This window comes from Planomonospora sp. ID67723 (assembly GCF_015711605.1).
Taxonomy (GTDB): domain Bacteria; phylum Actinomycetota; class Actinomycetes; order Streptosporangiales; family Streptosporangiaceae; genus Planomonospora_A.
Genome location: NZ_JABTEZ010000001.1, coordinates 528,054 through 544,203, shown reverse-complemented (window position 1 = coordinate 544,203; position 16,150 = coordinate 528,054). Strand labels below are relative to the sequence as shown.

The window sequence follows — 16,150 nt, the reverse complement described above, 5'->3', positions numbered from 1 at the left end:
TCCGCGAACGGAGGCCTCCCGAAAGACGGTCGCTCCCGCCACGGCACCGATCTCAGTGAAGCCGTGGTTCGGCTCCGGGGAAACGGCCGATGTCAGGCAGGCTCATCACCGTCGCTGATGACCGACGGCACGCTCCGGCCGGGTCTCAGGCCGGCGGACGGGAAAGCGGTCTGCAACCAGCCGAACCGGTGGGCGAGCCGCCTGGCGCTGTCGATGACGGCGGCGACGTGGGCGGACCGGTCGCCGGAACGCCACAGGAGTGACCAGGGGTAGTGCGCCGTGGGTTCGACCAAGGGCCGCCACACGGTGCCCGGCTGGCCGGAAGTACGCGAGGAGGAGGGGACGCAGAGCACGCAGCGGCGCTGGAGCACGAGGTCGGCGGCGGCGCGGGTGCTCTCGACGGTCCCCTCGTAGACGGTGGGCGCGAATCCGGCCGCGCGGCACAGCTCGATGACGAACTGGTTGAACTCCGGCGACCGGGTGTCCTCACCGAAAAGAAGCGGTTCGTCGGACAGGGCGGCGACGGGCACGCCGTCCTGGGCGGCGAAACGGTGATCGTCGGGGATCAGTACGCCGAGCGGGTCGAGCCGGATCAGCTCGGAGGCCACGTCGGAGGGTGTCTGGGAGGCCCGCCCGATCCCGATGTCCAGGCGTCCGTCGGCCAGTTGCCGGTACTGGTCGGGGGTGCTGGCCTCGACCTGGTGGATCGTCAGCCCCGGAAGGCGCTGCTGGACGTCACGCAGGATCTGCGGCATGGAGTCGTAGCTGGCGTCGATGATGCCGACCCGGAGCGTGCGCGGGGCGGCGACGGCATTGCGCGCGGCCTGCGCCGCCCGGCCCACGTGGTCGAGGATCTGACGCGCCTCGACGAGGAAGGCGGTGCCGGCCGGGGTGAGCTCGACATGGTGGGTGCTGCGATTCAGCAGCCGCACTCCGAGGTCGCGCTCAAGTCGCTGTATCTGCTGGCTCAGTGCGGACTGCACGATGTGTTCGCGGGCCGCCGCCCGGCCGAAGTGCAACTCCTCGGCCAGGGTCACGAAGTAGCGGAGTTGGCGCAGTTCCATGTCCGCCGCCCCTTCCCAACCGGGTGGTGTTCACGCGGACCGTCTTGTCTCACCATAGGTCCTCGCGTCGGCCGCAGCGATACGGCGAGCGAACCGGCCTGAAAGGGTCGTCGCCGGACGGTGACGACCCTGGTGAGCGGGCGGCGGCAGCAGGTTCCGCGACACCTCCGGGAGGAGGTCCGCACGGCCTGGGTGATCAGTCTTCCGCCGGCGCGCGGGGGCGTTCGGAGCTGCCGGCACGGCGGCTTTCCAGTCGGCCGGGATCGGGCCAGCGCACGTCCGCGACCCAGCCGAGTCGTTCGAGGAGGCGGATGAACCCGGCGGAGGGGTCGATCTGACGGCGCTCCATGCCGTGGCGGGCGCATGTGGGCTCGCTGTGGTGGCCGTTGTGCCAGCTCTCCCCGAACGACAGCAGGGCCAGCGGCCACAGGTTCGTCGCCCGGTCGTGGCGGCGGGTTCTGAACGGCCGGCTGCCCATGACGTGGCACAGAGAATTGACGCTCCAGGTGACGTGCTGCAGCAGGGCGACGCGGACCAGCCCGGCCCACAGGAACGCGGTCAGCCCGCCGTACAGGCTTCCGCCGATCACCCAGCCGGCCAGGAACGGCAGGGCCAGCGACACGGCGGACAAGGCGGGAAAGGCGCGCGCCACCTTGACCATGGCCGGATCGGCGAGCAGGTCGGGAGCGTAACGGGTGGCCGGAGTCGGATCACCGGTGAACATCCAGCCGAGATGTGCGTGGGCAAGCCCCCGAAGCTGCCCGCGCAGGCTGGTGCCGTACCGGTAAGGGGAATGCGGATCACCTGGGCGATCGGTGAAGGCGTGATGACGGCGGTGGGTCGCCACCCAGTCGATGACGTTGCCCTGGAAGCTCATCGATCCGGCGACCGCCAGCGCCACCCGCAGCCACGGCCGGGCGGTGAAGGAACCATGGGTGAGCAGCCGGTGGAACCCGACGGTCACTCCCAGGCCGGTGACCACGTAGAAGACTCCGGCCAGCAGCAGATCGCGGAGCGCGAGCCCGTTGCCCCAGGCGAGCCAGACGCCTGCCCCCAGTGCGGCCAGCGGTATGACGACGATGGCCGCTGTCAGCCCCATCTGGGACGTGCTCGCCGTGAAATGCTGCGCGGCCCCGGGGAAGGAGGATTCGCCGTCGTAGTCATCGCGACGTCTCACCGCTCCTGTAGAGAGGGTCATGAGTCTCTTTCCGTCTCGGTCATGCGATCGGCCCGTGTACGTAACACCAGCGCCGGGTCATATCCGGTTCCAGTGAGGTGACCACCGGGTGGTCGGTCTCCTCGTAGTGCCTTCTCGCATGGCCACCCGGTGACTCGTCGGAACAGGCCACCCAGCCGCAGGTCAGGCAGGCCCGCAGACTCGTCCAGGCCAAGCCCAGGGCCAGGCACTGCGCGCATTCCGCCGGTCCGTGCGCGGCGGCCGGAACCAGGTCCAGATGGTCGCAGGCCGGGGCCTGACCGTTCGGGCTTCCGCGTGCTGTGATGTTGGCACCTTGAATGTTCAAGGCCATCGGACTCCCTTGATACCGGCGGCGCGGGGTGCGTCGACTGGCTTCCTCTCGAGTCAACGCGGCGGGCGGTCCGGTGGAAACATGCAATCCGAGCAAGCCTCATCATCGATCGTGATCGATCACGAGCCCGGCGTCCGGTCCGTGGCTCGCGCTCCTGCCGCGTCGAGCCGGTCCGGAGGCGGTCGGCGGGCCTACGGCTTCCCAGGGGCCGCCGGCGGAGCCGGCAGCGTGAGGCGCACACAGGTGCCTTCGCCCGGAGTGCTGGCGATGTGCACCTCGCCGCCGTGCAGATGGGCGATCTTCTCCATGATGGGCAGGCCCAGCCCGGTGCCGCCGATCGCCCGGTCCTCGGCCTCGGCCGCGCGGTAGAAGTCGTCGAAGACATGGGGCAGGTCCTCGGCGCTGATGCCGATGCCCGTGTCGCACACCTCCACCACCGGGCCGGGGTCGGCGGTGACGGTGACGCTGCCGCCGGACGGGGTGAACTTGATGGCGTTGTCCAGTGCTTGGTCCAGCGCATGGCACAGCCGGCCGGTGTCGCCCCAGGCCGTCACCTGGGCGTCGGGGCGGAAGGCAAGGGTCAGGCTGTTGGCCCAGGCTTTGGCGGCGGCCTGGGTGCAGGCGCGGCGGGCCAGGTCGGTCAGGTCGATGAGGGCTGGGCTGTAGCTGGCGGTGCGGGCGCTGAGGCTGGCCAGCAGCAGCAGTTCGTCGATCAGGCCCCGGATGCGGTCGCTGTTGCGTTCGATCACGTCCAGGAACTGGTGCTCGGTGTCGGCGTCCAGGCCGCCTTCCTGGATGAGCTGCAGGTAACTGCCGATCGAGGTCAGGGGGGTGCGCAGCTCGTGGCTGACGGTGCGCAGGAAGCCGTGCTTGAGCTCTTCGATCTCGGCCAGGCGGGTGATGACCTGTTGCGACTGGCGGGCGTAGTGGTGCAGCTGCAGCAGATCGGCCGCGCACGTGGCCAGGGAGTCCAGCGCCTGGTGCTGCTCGGTGTTCAGGCGGCGTGGCGTGCGGTCCATCACGCACACCGTGCCCAGCACGTACCCGCGGGTGCTGGTGACCGGGGCGCCGGCGTAGAAGCGCACGTACGGTTCCCCTGTCACCGCCGGGTCGTCGCGAAAGCGCGGATCGGCCAGCGTGTCGGGCACCTCCAGCAGTCGGCGGCCGATGATGACGTGGGAGCAGAACCCCAGCCACCGGTCCATGCCGGTCTCGGTGACGCCGACGCGGCCTTTGAAGTGCTGCCGCTCGGCGCCGATGATGCTGACCAGCGCCATCGGCGCCTGGCAGATCAACGCGGCCAGCTCGGCGATCGCCGAGAACCGGGGCTCGTCCACCCGTTCCAGCGCGCCCAGCGTCTCGATCTCCCGCATCCGCCCGGCCTCATCGGGCGGCACTGGTCGCTGCGTCATCACACCCCTGCTCCACCCGATCCGCCACGCGGCCGCCCGGTGGCAGGGATGTACCCGGTATGGGCGGCCGCCTGCGGGGCGACAGGTAAAAAAGCACGCCCCAACAAAACTCTCAATACGGGCAAAATCCTTGAGTTTTCATTATTCGCCTCACGGGGAAGCGGTCGCGGGAAGGGCCGGGCGCCCGGCATGCCGGCGGGTCTCCCGGCATCCGCGGCGGGCCCGTTGTCCGAGATTCGGCAACCGCCGGGAACCCTCCGGGCGACGTATCGCCGCCTGCGCACGGCATGACCCGCTGCTGTCGAGGTCAGGCACGCGGAACCCGGCGGCCGGACCGACACCGCCATGGCCGCCGGGTGCGAACGGGACCCCGGAACCGGCTCGATCACAGCGGTCTGCTGCGTCCGCGAGGCCGGGTGGCGCGTCGAACGGTGAAGGGCCCCATCGCGGCGGCGGCCGATTCGCGCCGCGCGATCTAGGATCGGGCCATGCCCCTGACCGCGGACGACGTCGACCGGTTCGAGGCCTCCAGGCCGCGCCTGGAGGCCATCGCCTACCGCCTCCTCGGCTCCGCCGGGGATGCCGAGGACGCCGTACAGGAGACGTTCCTGCGCTGGCAGGCCGCCGGCGTCGACCGCATCGAGGTCCCCGAGGCCTGGCTGACGAAGGTTCTCACCAACCTGTGCCTCAACCAGCTCACCTCCGCGCGGGCGCGCCGCGAGACCTATGTGGGCCAGTGGCTCCCCGAGCCGCTGCTCGCCGGGGACCCGATGCTCGGCCCGGCCGACACCGCCGAGCAGCGCGAATCGGTCTCCTACGCGGTCCTCACCCTCATGGAGCGCCTTTCCCCCAACGAGCGGGCGGTTTACGTGCTGCGGGAGGCCTTCGCCTACCCGCACCGGGAGATCGCCGAGATCCTCGACATCACCGAGGCCGCCAGCCAGCAGATCTTCCACCGGGCCAAGAAGCACGTCGCGGACGGCAAGGCCCGCACCGAGATCGACGAGGCCGCCGCCCGGCGGATCGTCGAGGAGTTCTTGGCGGCCGCCACCAGCGGCCAGATCGAACCGCTCGTGCGCCTGCTCACCAAGGACGCCGTCTCGATCGGCGACGGCGGCGGGAAGCTCCCGGCCCGGGCCAAGGCGTTCGAGGGCGCCGTCGCGGTCGCGACGTTCCTGCGGGGACTGTTCAAACCCGGCGAGGCCAAGCGCGCCATGGTCGGCGGCGCGCCCGGGGTCTACGCCTGGACCGCCAACGGCGACCCCGCCGTCGTGGCCGTCGTGGACGGCCGGGTCGTCGGTGTCATGTGCCTGGAGGTCACCGCCGGGGGCATCGCCGCGTTCCGCAGCCAGGTCAACCCCGACAAGCTCGAACGCGCGACCGCGCACTGGGCGGCCGCCGACCACGGGGAGCCCTTGTTCAACGCCTTCTGACCGCGGATGTGAGGTGCTTCACATCGCGTTCCTGTCAGGAAACGGCGGGCCTCCCGGTTCAAGGGGCAAACCCGCGAAGACAGGAGCAAGGAAATGCAGCACCGCATCCTCGTCCTCGGAGCCGGATACACCGGAGCCGTCGCCGCCGGTCGCCTCGCCAGGCGGCTCCACCGCGAGGACGTCGCCATCACCCTCGTCAACGCCGAGCCCGACTTCGTCGAACGCGTCCGCATGCACCAGCTGGCGGCCGGTCAGGACCTCAAGACCCGGCCGTTCAGTGAGATGTTCGCGGGCACCGGCGTCGAACTGAGGCTCGCGAAGGTCACCGGCGTCGACGTCGACCGCAACACCGTCGCCGTCGTCGACGCGAACGGCGCCGACGAGCTCGTCTACGACACGCTCGTCTACGCCCTCGGCAGCGGCTGGGACGCCCAAGGCGTCCCCGGGACCGCCGAGCACGCCTATGAGATCGCCGGCCGCCCCGGAGCACTCCGGCTGCGCGAGCGCCTGGCCCGCCTCGACGCCGGGCAGGCCGTGGTCGTCGTCGGCGGCGGCCTCACCGGCCTGGAGGCCGCGACCGAGATCGCCGAGGCCCGCCCGGACCTCGACGTCGCCCTCGCCGCCCGCGGCGGCCTCGGCGACTGGCTCTCGCCCAGGGGCCGCGGGCACCTGCGGAAGGTCTTCGGAAAGCTCGGGATCACCGTGCACGAGCACGCCGTCGTCACCGGCGTCGAAGCCGACCGCGTCACCACCGCCGACGGCGAGGCCATCCCGGCCGCGGTCACGGTGTGGACGACCGGCTTCGCGGTCCACCCGATCGCGAAGGCGACCGCCCTGGAGGTCACCGACGCCGGCCAGATCGTGGTCGACGGGACCATGCGCTCGGTCTCGCACCCGGACGTGTACGCCGTCGGCGACGCGGCCATGGTGATGGGCCCCGGGAACAAGCCGCTGCGGATGTCGTGCGCCTCGGGAACTCCTGCCGCGTGGCAGGCCGCCGACGCGATCGCGGCACGTCTGACCGGCGCGAAGCTCCCGAACGCGTCGATCCGCTACTTCAACCAGTGCATCTCACTGGGCCGCACGGAGGGCTTGATCCAGTACGTCACCGCCGACGACCGCGCCGTGCGGGCGGTCTTGACCGGACGGCTCGCCGCCGTCTACAAGGAACTGATCTGCAAGGGCGCGGCCTGGGGCGTCGCCAACCCGACACTCGGGCTGCCGACCCGGCGCCGCCGCGTCACGCGGGAGCGGGCCGCGGTGGGATCGGCCGTCAAGGGATCGGCCGTCAAGGGATCGGCATAGAGCGCGAAGCGAGCGCCGTCGCCCGGCCCATCTCGCTGTCACGAAGACCTTCGCCGCGCTGCGGTCGCCGCCGGGTGCGATCAGGGCGTGTTCCGCCGCAGGAGGACGGCGACCGCTCAGCCGGTGACGTCTGCGGGCATTCCTTGCCCAAGAAGGAGGAGGCTTTCGGCGGAACCTGCTCGGTGAACCATGATCCACATGTGTGATCTATGACACATCCGAACATCCGACGATTTGGACATAATGTCATTCGGCGGGCCTTCGATGGATATTTCACAACCCCGAATCTCGTTCAGTTAACGCAGTGTTTCCCTTCTCTCCGTTGGCCTTTTGCGCGGTACTGATAAGTTTGTTTACAGTTGGAAGCGAATCGTTCAGCGCATCTGGAAATCGGGGTCCTCCACATGCTCGCCTTGATCGACGCGCCCTCCCATGAGGCCGGGAAGTATCTCCCGCAGCCTCCGGGCGACGACGAACTGAAGCTTTATTTCGGTCCACAAAGACGCTGGGTATTACTCAGCGTGCCGCTTTCCCTGTCATTCACGGCGGGGACTCTCTTCCTTTTCTCGCTGCGCCATCCGGCGCTGTGGCCGTTTTTCGCCGCGCTGACGCTGAACCTCGCCGGGTGGGCGATGTCCTTCGTCGACGGGCAGCGGCAGCGCCTGACCACCTGGGAGTCGCACGAACTGCTGGTCCGCTCCTGGCGGCCGGTACGGGTGCCCTCGGTCGACGTGTTCGTCCCCACCCGCGGCGAGCCGCTGGACATCCTGGGCAACACCTTCCGGCACGTCGCCGCCCTGGAATGGAACGCTCCGGTGAGCGTGTGGGTGCTCGACGACGCCGCCCGCGCCGAGGTCGCCACCCTGGCCGGGCGGTACGGCTTCCGCTACAGCTCCCGCCCCGACCTCGGACACCTGAAGAAGGCCGGGAACCTCAACCACGGCCTGTCGATCAGCGACGGCGAGGTCGTCGCCGTGTTCGACGCCGACTTCTGCCCGCGCCCGGACTTCCTGGCCCACCTGGTGCCCTATCTGGAGGACCCGGGGATCGCCGTCGCGCAGTCCCCGCAGTACTTCGACACCTTCCCGGACATGCCCTGGCTGCAGCGCGCCGCCGGGGCCGCCCAGGAGCTGTTCTACCGGTGGCTCCAGCCGTCCAGGGACGCCGACGGAGGCGCGATCTGCGTCGGCACCAACGTCGTCTACCGCCGGTCCACGCTGGAGGAGATCGGCGGCTTCCCGAAGATCGACCACAGTGAGGACATCTACACCAGCGTCGAGCTGATGAAGCACGGTTACCGCACCAAGTACGTCCCGGTGCTGCTGGCCAAGGGCACCTCCCCGGACAACGTGGCCTCCTACGTCGCCCAGCAGTACCGGTGGGCGATGGGCTGCATGAGCCTGCTGTTCGACGGCGCGTTCCACCGCACGCCGATGCCGTGGCGGGTCCGGCTGTCCTACTACAGCGGGTTCCTCAGCTACTTCGTCTCAGCGATCAACATCGCGGCCGTGCCGCTGCCCGGGCTCGTCATGATCGCCTTCTACCCGGAGGACGTCCGGGCCTGGCACATGATCCCGTTCATCGGGCCACTGTGGGTGGCGCTGGTGCTGCTCCCGGCCGTCTCGGTGAGCCGCTACCGCTTCGAGGTGGTCCGGGCGCAGACGCTCTACGCGTACTGCCACCTGGTCGCCATCGTGCACGCCGTACGAAACCAGGCGGCGGCCTGGGTGCCCAGCGGTGCCGCGGCGGGCAAGACGACGCTGGTCTCGTCGATCGGCCGGATGGCGCTGGTGTGGCTGACCGTCACCACGGCCGCCACCTGGGCCGGCATCGCGTTGCGCGCCCCGGAGTACGGCTGGGACCGCTACTGGGCGCTGACCCTGTTCGCCGCCGCCAGCACCTACGTCTCGCTCCCCCTGATCCGCGACCTGTGGCGGACCCTGCGATGACCGCCCCTCCACCACCTTCGAGGAGACCCGATGAACCACCGCCTGAGCTGGCCGGAGGCCCTGGCCATCACCGCCCTGCTGCTGCTGGGGGCCCTGCTCGCCTCCGGTCTGACCGCCTTCCCGCCGCTGTTGCCCTGAAGCGGCCTTCCACCCCATCGCCTAAGGAGTCCCCGCCGTGACCGCCAGGTACCGCCTCGGCTTCCGGCCCGACATCGAAGGTCTGCGCGCGGTCGCCGTGCTGGCCGTGCTCGCCTTCCACGCGGGCGTTCCCGGCCTGGCCGGAGGGTTCATCGGAGTGGACGTGTTCTTCGTCGTCTCCGGCTTCCTGATCACCGGTCTGCTGCTCCGCGACATCTCCGCCTCCGGAAGCTTCTCCCTGCCGGAGTTCTACGCCCGGCGGGCCCGGCGCATCCTGCCCGCCGCCGGGCTCGTGCTGCTGGCCACCGCCGCCGGGGCGTGGCTGCTGCTGCCCCCGCTGCGCGGCACCGACGTCGCCGGTGACGTGGTCGCCGCCGCGCTGTCCATCGCCAACTGGCGTTTCGCCGCCGGGCAGACCGACTACCTGGCCGCCGAACGGGATCCCAGCCCGCTGCTGCACTACTGGTCGCTTGCCGTCGAGGAGCAGTTCTACCTGCTGTGGGCGCCGCTGCTGCTGGTGCTCGCCCTGGCCGCGCGCCGCCTGCGCCGCGACCCGGTGCCCGCGGTCACGGCGGCCGTGGTCGTCCTGACCGGCGGCTCGCTCGCCCTGTCCCTGTGGTGGACCGAGATCAGTGAACCCCTGGCCTACCTGGCCTCCCCGTCGCGTGCCTGGCAGTTCGGCGCCGGGGCGCTGGCCGCGGTGCTGCTGCCGTACGGGCAGCGGCCGCGGTCGGCGTCCTCGGCGGTACTCGGCCTGGCGGGCGCGGTGGCCGTGCTCTGGCCGGTCCTGGTGTACGACGCGGCCACGCCGTACCCGGGGACGGCGGCGCTGGTGCCGACGCTCGGCGCGGTCGCGGTCATCGCGTTCCGCTCCCCGTTCTCGGCGCTGCTGTCCCTGGCCCCGGTGCGTGCGGTCGGGCGGCTGTCGTTCTCCTGGTACCTGTGGCACTGGCCGGTCCTGGTACTGACCGAGGCCGCCGCCGGGCCGCAGCCGTGGTCGGTGAAACTGGCGCTGGTCCTCGGCTCCGCGATCCCCGCGGGGCTGACCATGAAGCTGGTGGAGAACCCGCTGCGGACCTCACGGGTGGTCGCCGCCCTGCCCCGGCGCGGCCTGGCCCTGGGCACCAGCGCCGTCGTCGTCCCGGTCGCCGCCGCTCTCCTGCTGAACGGCGGCGCCGTGCACGGCGCGACCGTCACCCCCCGGGTCACCGTCGCCGAAACCCCACCGGGTGGCGCGCTCCAGCCGCCGCCCGCGCAGGCCCGCGTCGACTACCCGGCGTCGGCGGGCTGCGAGATCGGGTTGACCGCCGTCACCAGCCCGCCGTGCCTGTTCGGGAACACCGCGAGCAAGAACCGGGTGGTGCTGATCGGTGACTCCCACGCGGGCCAGTGGTTCGCCGCGGCCGAGCGCATCGCGCTGCGGCGCGGCTGGGCACTGGAGGTGCTGGTCAAACCGGGCTGCCCGCTTCCCCGGCTCACGGTCGTCGATCCGCGCCTGGACCGGGAGTACCGGGAGTGCGACGCCTGGCGCGAGTACGCGCTCGACCGGCTCGACGCGAGTTCCCCGCCCCGGCTGGTGCTGCTGGCCTCGCTCAACGCCTACACCCGCGACCGGGCGGTGCTGACCCGTGCCTGGGACACCACCCTCGCCCGGCTGGAGCGGCTCGGCGCGTCGCTGGTCTACCTGCGCGACACCCCGCTGCCCGGCACGGACGTACCCGCGTGCCTGTCCGGCTCCCCCGTCCCGGAGTGCGCCTTCCCCCGGGCGGCGGGCCTGCGCCCCGACCCGCTCGCGGAGCAGGTCGCCGCCGGTGAACGGCCCGGCATGAGGGTGCTGGACATGTCGCCCTTGCTGTGCCCCGGCACCGGGAGGACCTGCCCGGCGGCGCTGGACGGGATCGTGCTGTACCGCGACGACTCGCACATCACCGACACGCTGGCCCGGCGGCTCGCCCCCCGGATCGAACGCGACCTGGAGGATCTCGACGTGATCCCCACGGTCCTGTGAACGGCGCCGTGAGACGCGTGCTCGCGGTGGCGCTGGCGTCGCTCCTCCTCCTGGCCGGGTGCTCGGGGCCGGGCCGGGAGGGGGAGACGGCCGGAGCGGGCCGGGACGGGTGGAGCGAGGTGTTCCGCGACGACTTCACCGGCCCGGCCGGGACGCCGCTGCCCGGAACCTGGCTGCACGACGTCGGCACCTGCTATCCCGGCTGCCCCGCCCCCCAGTGGGGCACCGGCGAGATCGAGACGATGACCGCCTCCACCGACAACGTCGCCCTCGACGGCCGGGGCAGCCTGGCCATCACCCCGCTGCTGCGCGACGGCTCCTGGACGTCCGGCCGGGTCGAGACCCGCCGCGCCGACTTCCGGCCGCCGCCCGGCGGCACGCTCCGGGTCGAGGCACGGATCATGCTGCCCGACGTGGGCCCGGACGACGGCGCCGGTTACTGGCCGGCGTTCTGGATGCTGGGCGCCCCGCTGCGCGACGGCTACACCGGCTGGCCCGGCGTGGGCGAGATCGACATCATGGAGGCCGTCAACGGGCGCCCCTCGGTGCTGGCCGCCATGCACTGCGGCGTCATGCCGGGCGGGCCCTGCGCCGAACCGTCCGGCCTGTCGTCCGGCGAGCGCCCCTGCCCGGACTGCCACGGCTCCTTCCACCGCTACACCGTCGAGATCACCGAGACCGCCGTCCGCTGGTACCTCGACGACACGCCGGTGTTCACCGTCGAGGCCACCCGCATGGACCCCGTCACCTGGAAGAAGGCCACCGGCCACGGGTTCTTCCTGATCCTCAACGTCGCCGTGGGCGGCGGCCTGCCCGGGGCCTTCGGCGGGGGCCCCACCCCGGCCACCGTCTCCGGGCGCCCGATGCTGGTCGACTACGTCTCCGTCGCCACGCGGCCCGCCGCCTGACCACCGTGCCGGAGGAAGAGCGCTGCAAGGTGCTCCCCCGGGTGCGGGACAACCCACGCCGGACGGCGCCTCAGCTCACCGCCTGCTTCACCAGCGCGGTGATCCGCTCCTCCGCCTCGGCCGTCACCTCGGTCAGGGCGAAAGCGGTCGGCCACATCGTGCCCTCGTCCAGCTTCGCCAGGTCGTTGAACCCGAGTGTCGCGTAGCGCGCCTTGAACTTCTCCGCGCTCTGGAAGAAGCAGACGACCTTGCCGTCCAGCGCGTAGGCGGGCATCCCGTACCAGAGCTTCGGTGCGAGGACCGGGGCGTTGGCCGTGACGATGGCGTGGACGCGCTCGGCCAGGATCCGGTCGGGGCCCTGCATCTCGGCGATCTTCGCGAGCACGTCCCGCTCCGCCTCCGCCGCCTTGTCCGCCCGCGAGCCGCGGCGCGCCGCCTTCTTCTGCTCCTGGGCGTGCTCCTTCATCGCGGCCCGCTCCTCGGCCGTGAACCCCTCGTACGTGTTGCTTTCGGTGCCGCTCATCGTGCTCTCCTCCGTCGTTTTCGGTGTGAGACAAGAGTGGCAGTTCGGATTGATACGTTCGCTATGCGATGACGATGCGATGGTGTTGAGGGAGGCCGCTGCTTCCTCGCGCCGTCTCCTCGGGCGGACGCACGCCGTACCACTTCTTCGACCCGATCGCGGGGCGGTGCTCGGCCTGTGCAGGGCCGGTAGGGCCTGGATCGCTGGTCGGGAGTGGTAGGGCGCCTGGACCCGGACCCAGGGCCTACGGGCTCATTCACCCGCTACCGGTGTCATGGAGATTCCCCAGAAGTCGGAGTAGCGGCCGCCGCGGCGCAGCAGCTCGTCGTGGCGGCCCTCCTCCACGATCCGGCCGCCGTCCAGGAAGACGACGCGGTCGGCGCGTCGGACGGTCCGCATCCGATGCGCCACCATCACCACCGTCCGGCCCGCCATCAGGCGCTCGATGCCCTCGTGGACGGCCGCCTCGTTCACCGGGTCCAGGGCGGAGGTCACCTCGTCCAGCAGCACGACGGGCGCATTCTTCAGCAGCGCTCGCGCGATCGAGACACGCTGGCGCTCACCACCCGACAGCAGGGCACCGCCCTCGCCGACGTTCGCCGCCCATCCGCCGGGCAGCCGCTCGATCACCTCGTCCAACCGCGCCGCGGCCGCGGCCGCCCGCACCTCGGCTTCGCCGGCGTCGGAACGGCCGAGGCGCACGTTCTCCTCGATCGTGCCGTCGAAGAGATAGACATCCTGGAAGACGATGGCGATCTGCGCCATCAACGTCTCCGTGGTGATGGCGCGCACGTCCACGCCCCCCACACGCACCCCACCCGAGTCCACGTCGTAGAACCGCGCGAGCAACTGCAGCAATGTGCTCTTGCCCGCGCCCGACGGTCCGACGACGGCGAGCCGCTGTCCCTGCGGCACGGACAACGAGAGGTCGTCGATCACCGTGCGGTCGCCATGCCGGAAGGTGACGGAGGCGAACTCCAGGTCATGGCGTTCCGGCTGGATCGGTTCGCGAGGCTCCGGCAACGGTCCGGTGCGCAATACCTCGTCGAGCCTGGCCAGCTCGGAGCGTGCACCGCGGAGTTTGCCGCCGATGTCCGACAGCGACAGCAGCGGATCGGCGCAGCGGGCGGCGAGGACCAGGATTGTCAGAACTTCTGCCGCGCCGATGTTCCCGCCGAGCGCGAGGTAGGCGCCCAACACCAGCACCGCGGTGAAGATCGCCTGCACCGTGAGCGTCAGGCCCACGGCGCCGGGCAGCGCCGACAGCACGGTACGGCGGGAGGCGCGCTGGAGCTCCTGCAGCGAGTCGTCGAGCAGCGTGAAGCGTTCGCCGGTCCGGCCGCCGGCTCGCAGCACCGGCTGGGCCTGGAGAAATTCGATGACTCGCCCGGTCGCCTCCTTGTCGCGTTCGTGGCGCTCCGCATCGGTGGCGGCCATCGAGCGTGCCGTCCAGCGCTGGATCACCGCCACGACGGGCGCGGCGGCCAACGCGGCCAGCCCCAGCCGCCAGTTGAAGGCGAGTATCACGGCGACGATCGTCAGGGGAGTCACAAGGGCGGAGACGAACGGCGCCAGCAGATGCGCCGCCACCCCCATCGTCTGCAGGAGGCCGCGGCTGGCCATGACGGACACCTCGCCGACCCGGTCGGCGCTGTACCAGCCGATGGGCAATCGGGCCAGATGCTCGCCGAGCCGGTGATACATGCCACGTAACAGCGTGGTCCCGACGCGCATACCGGACAGATCGCTGGTGTAGCGCAGCGCGGCGTAGACCGCGACCGCGGCCCCGAACGCGATCAGCCACGGCCCGGCGTCTGCGGGCGCGCCCCCGAGCAGTGCCCGCAGCACCGGAACCAGCAGGGCGTAGGACAGACCCTCGGCTATCGCGGTTACCGTCATGAGGATCACGGTGCGACGCATCGCCTGGGCGTACTGGTGGCCCAGCACGCGCAGCAGCATTCGGATCATCGGGGTTCGTCTCCTTGCAGGACGCCTGCGCGGGTCTCGGTCTCGTCGGCGGCCGCCGATCGGTGGGATCGCCAGAACGCGGCGAACTCTCCGTTCTGTGCCAGCAGCTCGGCGGGTCTGCCACGCTCGACGATCTTCCCGTTCTCCAGCACCACGACGGTGTCGGCGTCGGCGACCGTCTCCAGCCGATGGGCGATGACCAGAATGCTCCGATCGCCACCCGGCGTCGCCAGGGCCCGGCGCACCGCCTGCTCGGTCTGCGGGTCGGCGAAGGCGGTCGCCTCGTCGAGCACCAGAACGGGCGCGTCGGCGAGCAGCGCGCGTGCGATCGAGATCCGCTGCGCCTCGCCGCCCGACAGGCGGACGTCTTCACCGATCACCGTTTCGTATCCGCGCGGCAGCTCAACGATCCGATCGTGAATGTTCGCCAGACGGGCGGCGCGAATCACCTCATCGCGGTCGGCATCCGGTATCGCCAGCGCGATGTTGTCCGCGACCGACGCGCGCAGCAGGCGAACGTCCTGGAAGACGAAGGAGACCATCCGGTAGAGCTCCCGGCTGTCGATCTCGCGCAGGTCGGCACCACCCAGGACGACCGAACCGTGGGTCGGGTCGAAGAACCGCGGCAACAGCTGAACCAGCGTGGACTTTCCGCTTCCCGACGGTCCCACGATCGCGGTGACCGTCCCCGGCTCGAGCACCAGGTCGATCCCGCGCAGCACCTCGTGGTCGTCGTCGTAACCGAATCGAACGTCGCGCAGTTCCACCCGGTGTCCCCGTGGCGCGACCGGCTGCTCGGGTTCCGGTAGCGACCGCACCTCGAGCACTTCCTTGATCCGGCCGACCGCGCGCCGGGCGGCCTGCATGTCGTCGAAGCCGTGGCCGAGGGCCGCCACCGGAGCGGTCAGGCCCAGCCCGAGCAGCAGGAAAGGCAGCAGGTCGGCCGGGGCCATGCCACCGGACGTGATCAGAGCCGCACCGCCGATCAGCACGACCAGCAGCACGAACGGCGGCGACAGCGCCAGCTGCATCCCGGCGGCGACCACGGACATACCGCGCACCCACCGGGAGAAGACGCTGACGAAATCGTCCGCGGCTGTGAGGAAGGTGCGGTGGGCGCGCTCGGATCCGCCGAACGCCTTGACCACCGCGATGCCCTGCACGAACTCGACGACGGAACTCGCGATCCGTCCCATGGCCGCATCGAACTCCTCCTGCTCGCGCAACCGGGCGGGGAGCATCAGCAGGGGGACCAGCGACACCGCCAGCACCACCGGTATCAGCGTGATCAGCGTGAGCCGCCAGTCGATGGTGAACAAGTAGATCAGCGACACCAGCGGCACCGCGAATGCGGAGACGAGTTCGCCGGGGGTGTGGGCGACGAACGGGTGCACGGCGCTGACGTCCTCTCCCACCACCTTCGCCAGCTCGCCGGTTCGGCGCCGGGAGAACCAGCCGACCGGGACGCGCCCCAGCCGCGCGGCCAGCTGCCGGCGGAACGTCAGTTGCACCTGGCCGTCGAGAACATGGCCGAGCCCGGACGACGCGGCCGTGAACAGCAGCCGGACGAACAAGCCGACCGCACCCGCGATCACGACGGTCCAGACATGACCGTGATCGATCGGGCCGGGCGCCAACAGGGCGCGACCCAGTTCGACGACCGCCAGCAGCGGCGCCAGACCCGCGACGGCGCCGATGACCTGCAGGAGAACAACGGCGGCGAAACTCCATCCGTAGGGGCGCAGCAATCCTGCCAGGCTCTGCCCCGCCGCGGAGCCGGCATCCGGTGGTGTGGACTTCTCCCTCGCCTCGGCAAGGTCGGTGGCGTTCATCGCTCTCCCGTCTTCGTCAGCTTCGTCGCGACCAGGCACGTGACCGAGCCCCATGGCGGTCGAGGACAGGGGCCGAGGGCT

The 16,150-nt window shown here is 70.9% G+C and carries 12 protein-coding genes; 5 read left to right on the top strand and 7 right to left on the bottom strand.

Annotated elements, in window-relative coordinates:
- Window positions 1-92 precede the first annotated feature (92 nt).
- From HS041_RS02460 to HS041_RS02445, 4 genes are all read right to left on the bottom strand, one after another.
- Entirely contained in the window at window positions 93-1,064 is a 972-nt protein-coding gene (locus HS041_RS02460; RefSeq protein ID WP_196438890.1) for a LysR family transcriptional regulator, read from the bottom strand.
- Between the two features lie 196 nt (window positions 1,065-1,260).
- Complete coding sequence (locus tag HS041_RS02455) at window positions 1,261-2,241, bottom strand: acyl-CoA desaturase (protein ID WP_307845138.1); 981 nt, start codon at window positions 2,239-2,241, stop codon at window positions 1,261-1,263.
- Between the two features lie 40 nt (window positions 2,242-2,281).
- Window positions 2,282-2,593: a UBP-type zinc finger domain-containing protein gene (locus HS041_RS02450; protein ID WP_196438888.1), complete on the bottom strand. Its 312-nt coding sequence runs from the start codon at window positions 2,591-2,593 to the stop codon at window positions 2,282-2,284.
- A gap of 191 nt (window positions 2,594-2,784) precedes the next feature.
- Window positions 2,785-4,005, bottom strand: a complete 1,221-nt coding sequence (locus tag HS041_RS02445; protein WP_196438887.1) for a GAF domain-containing sensor histidine kinase — start codon at window positions 4,003-4,005, stop codon at window positions 2,785-2,787.
- 488 nt (window positions 4,006-4,493) lie between these two features.
- Here HS041_RS02445 and sigJ point away from each other — a divergent pair, with 488 nt between their 5' ends.
- The 5 genes from sigJ (at window position 4,494) to HS041_RS02420 (ending at window position 11,746) form a co-directional block, all read left to right on the top strand.
- Window positions 4,494-5,438 carry an RNA polymerase sigma factor SigJ gene (sigJ, locus tag HS041_RS02440; RefSeq protein ID WP_196438886.1) on the top strand — a complete coding sequence of 315 codons (945 nt, stop codon included), beginning with the start codon at window positions 4,494-4,496 and terminating at the stop codon, window positions 5,436-5,438.
- 93 nt (window positions 5,439-5,531) lie between these two features.
- Complete coding sequence (locus HS041_RS02435) at window positions 5,532-6,743, top strand: NAD(P)/FAD-dependent oxidoreductase (protein ID WP_196438885.1); 1,212 nt, start codon at window positions 5,532-5,534, stop codon at window positions 6,741-6,743.
- Window positions 6,744-7,264: 521 nt separating this feature from the next.
- Complete coding sequence (locus HS041_RS02430) at window positions 7,265-8,692, top strand: glycosyltransferase family 2 protein (protein WP_307845137.1); 1,428 nt, start codon at window positions 7,265-7,267, stop codon at window positions 8,690-8,692.
- Between the two features lie 175 nt (window positions 8,693-8,867).
- On the top strand, window positions 8,868-10,838 hold the full coding sequence (locus tag HS041_RS39895; RefSeq protein WP_196438883.1) for an acyltransferase family protein: 1,971 nt from the start codon (window positions 8,868-8,870) through the stop codon (window positions 10,836-10,838).
- A gap of 8 nt (window positions 10,839-10,846) precedes the next feature.
- A complete protein-coding gene (locus HS041_RS02420; protein ID WP_196438882.1) occupies window positions 10,847-11,746 on the top strand; it encodes a family 16 glycosylhydrolase in 900 nt (299 codons plus the stop codon).
- A gap of 70 nt (window positions 11,747-11,816) precedes the next feature.
- On the opposite strand, the gene HS041_RS02415 is transcribed toward HS041_RS02420, so the two are convergent.
- The 3 genes from HS041_RS02415 to HS041_RS02405 all read right to left on the bottom strand — a co-directional run bounded on the left by HS041_RS02415 (window position 11,817) and on the right by HS041_RS02405 (window position 16,069).
- Window positions 11,817-12,269 (bottom strand): iron chaperone, encoded by a 453-nt coding sequence (locus tag HS041_RS02415; RefSeq protein WP_196438881.1) that lies wholly within the window; start codon window positions 12,267-12,269, stop codon window positions 11,817-11,819.
- A 252-nt stretch (window positions 12,270-12,521) separates the two neighbouring features.
- Window positions 12,522-14,237 (bottom strand): ABC transporter ATP-binding protein, encoded by a 1,716-nt coding sequence (locus HS041_RS02410; RefSeq protein ID WP_196438880.1) that lies wholly within the window; start codon window positions 14,235-14,237, stop codon window positions 12,522-12,524.
- On the bottom strand, window positions 14,234-16,069 hold the full coding sequence (locus HS041_RS02405; protein WP_196438879.1) for an ABC transporter ATP-binding protein: 1,836 nt from the start codon (window positions 16,067-16,069) through the stop codon (window positions 14,234-14,236). The genes HS041_RS02410 and HS041_RS02405 overlap by 4 nt, the downstream gene beginning before the upstream one ends.
- Between the last annotated feature and the right edge of the window lie 81 nt (window positions 16,070-16,150).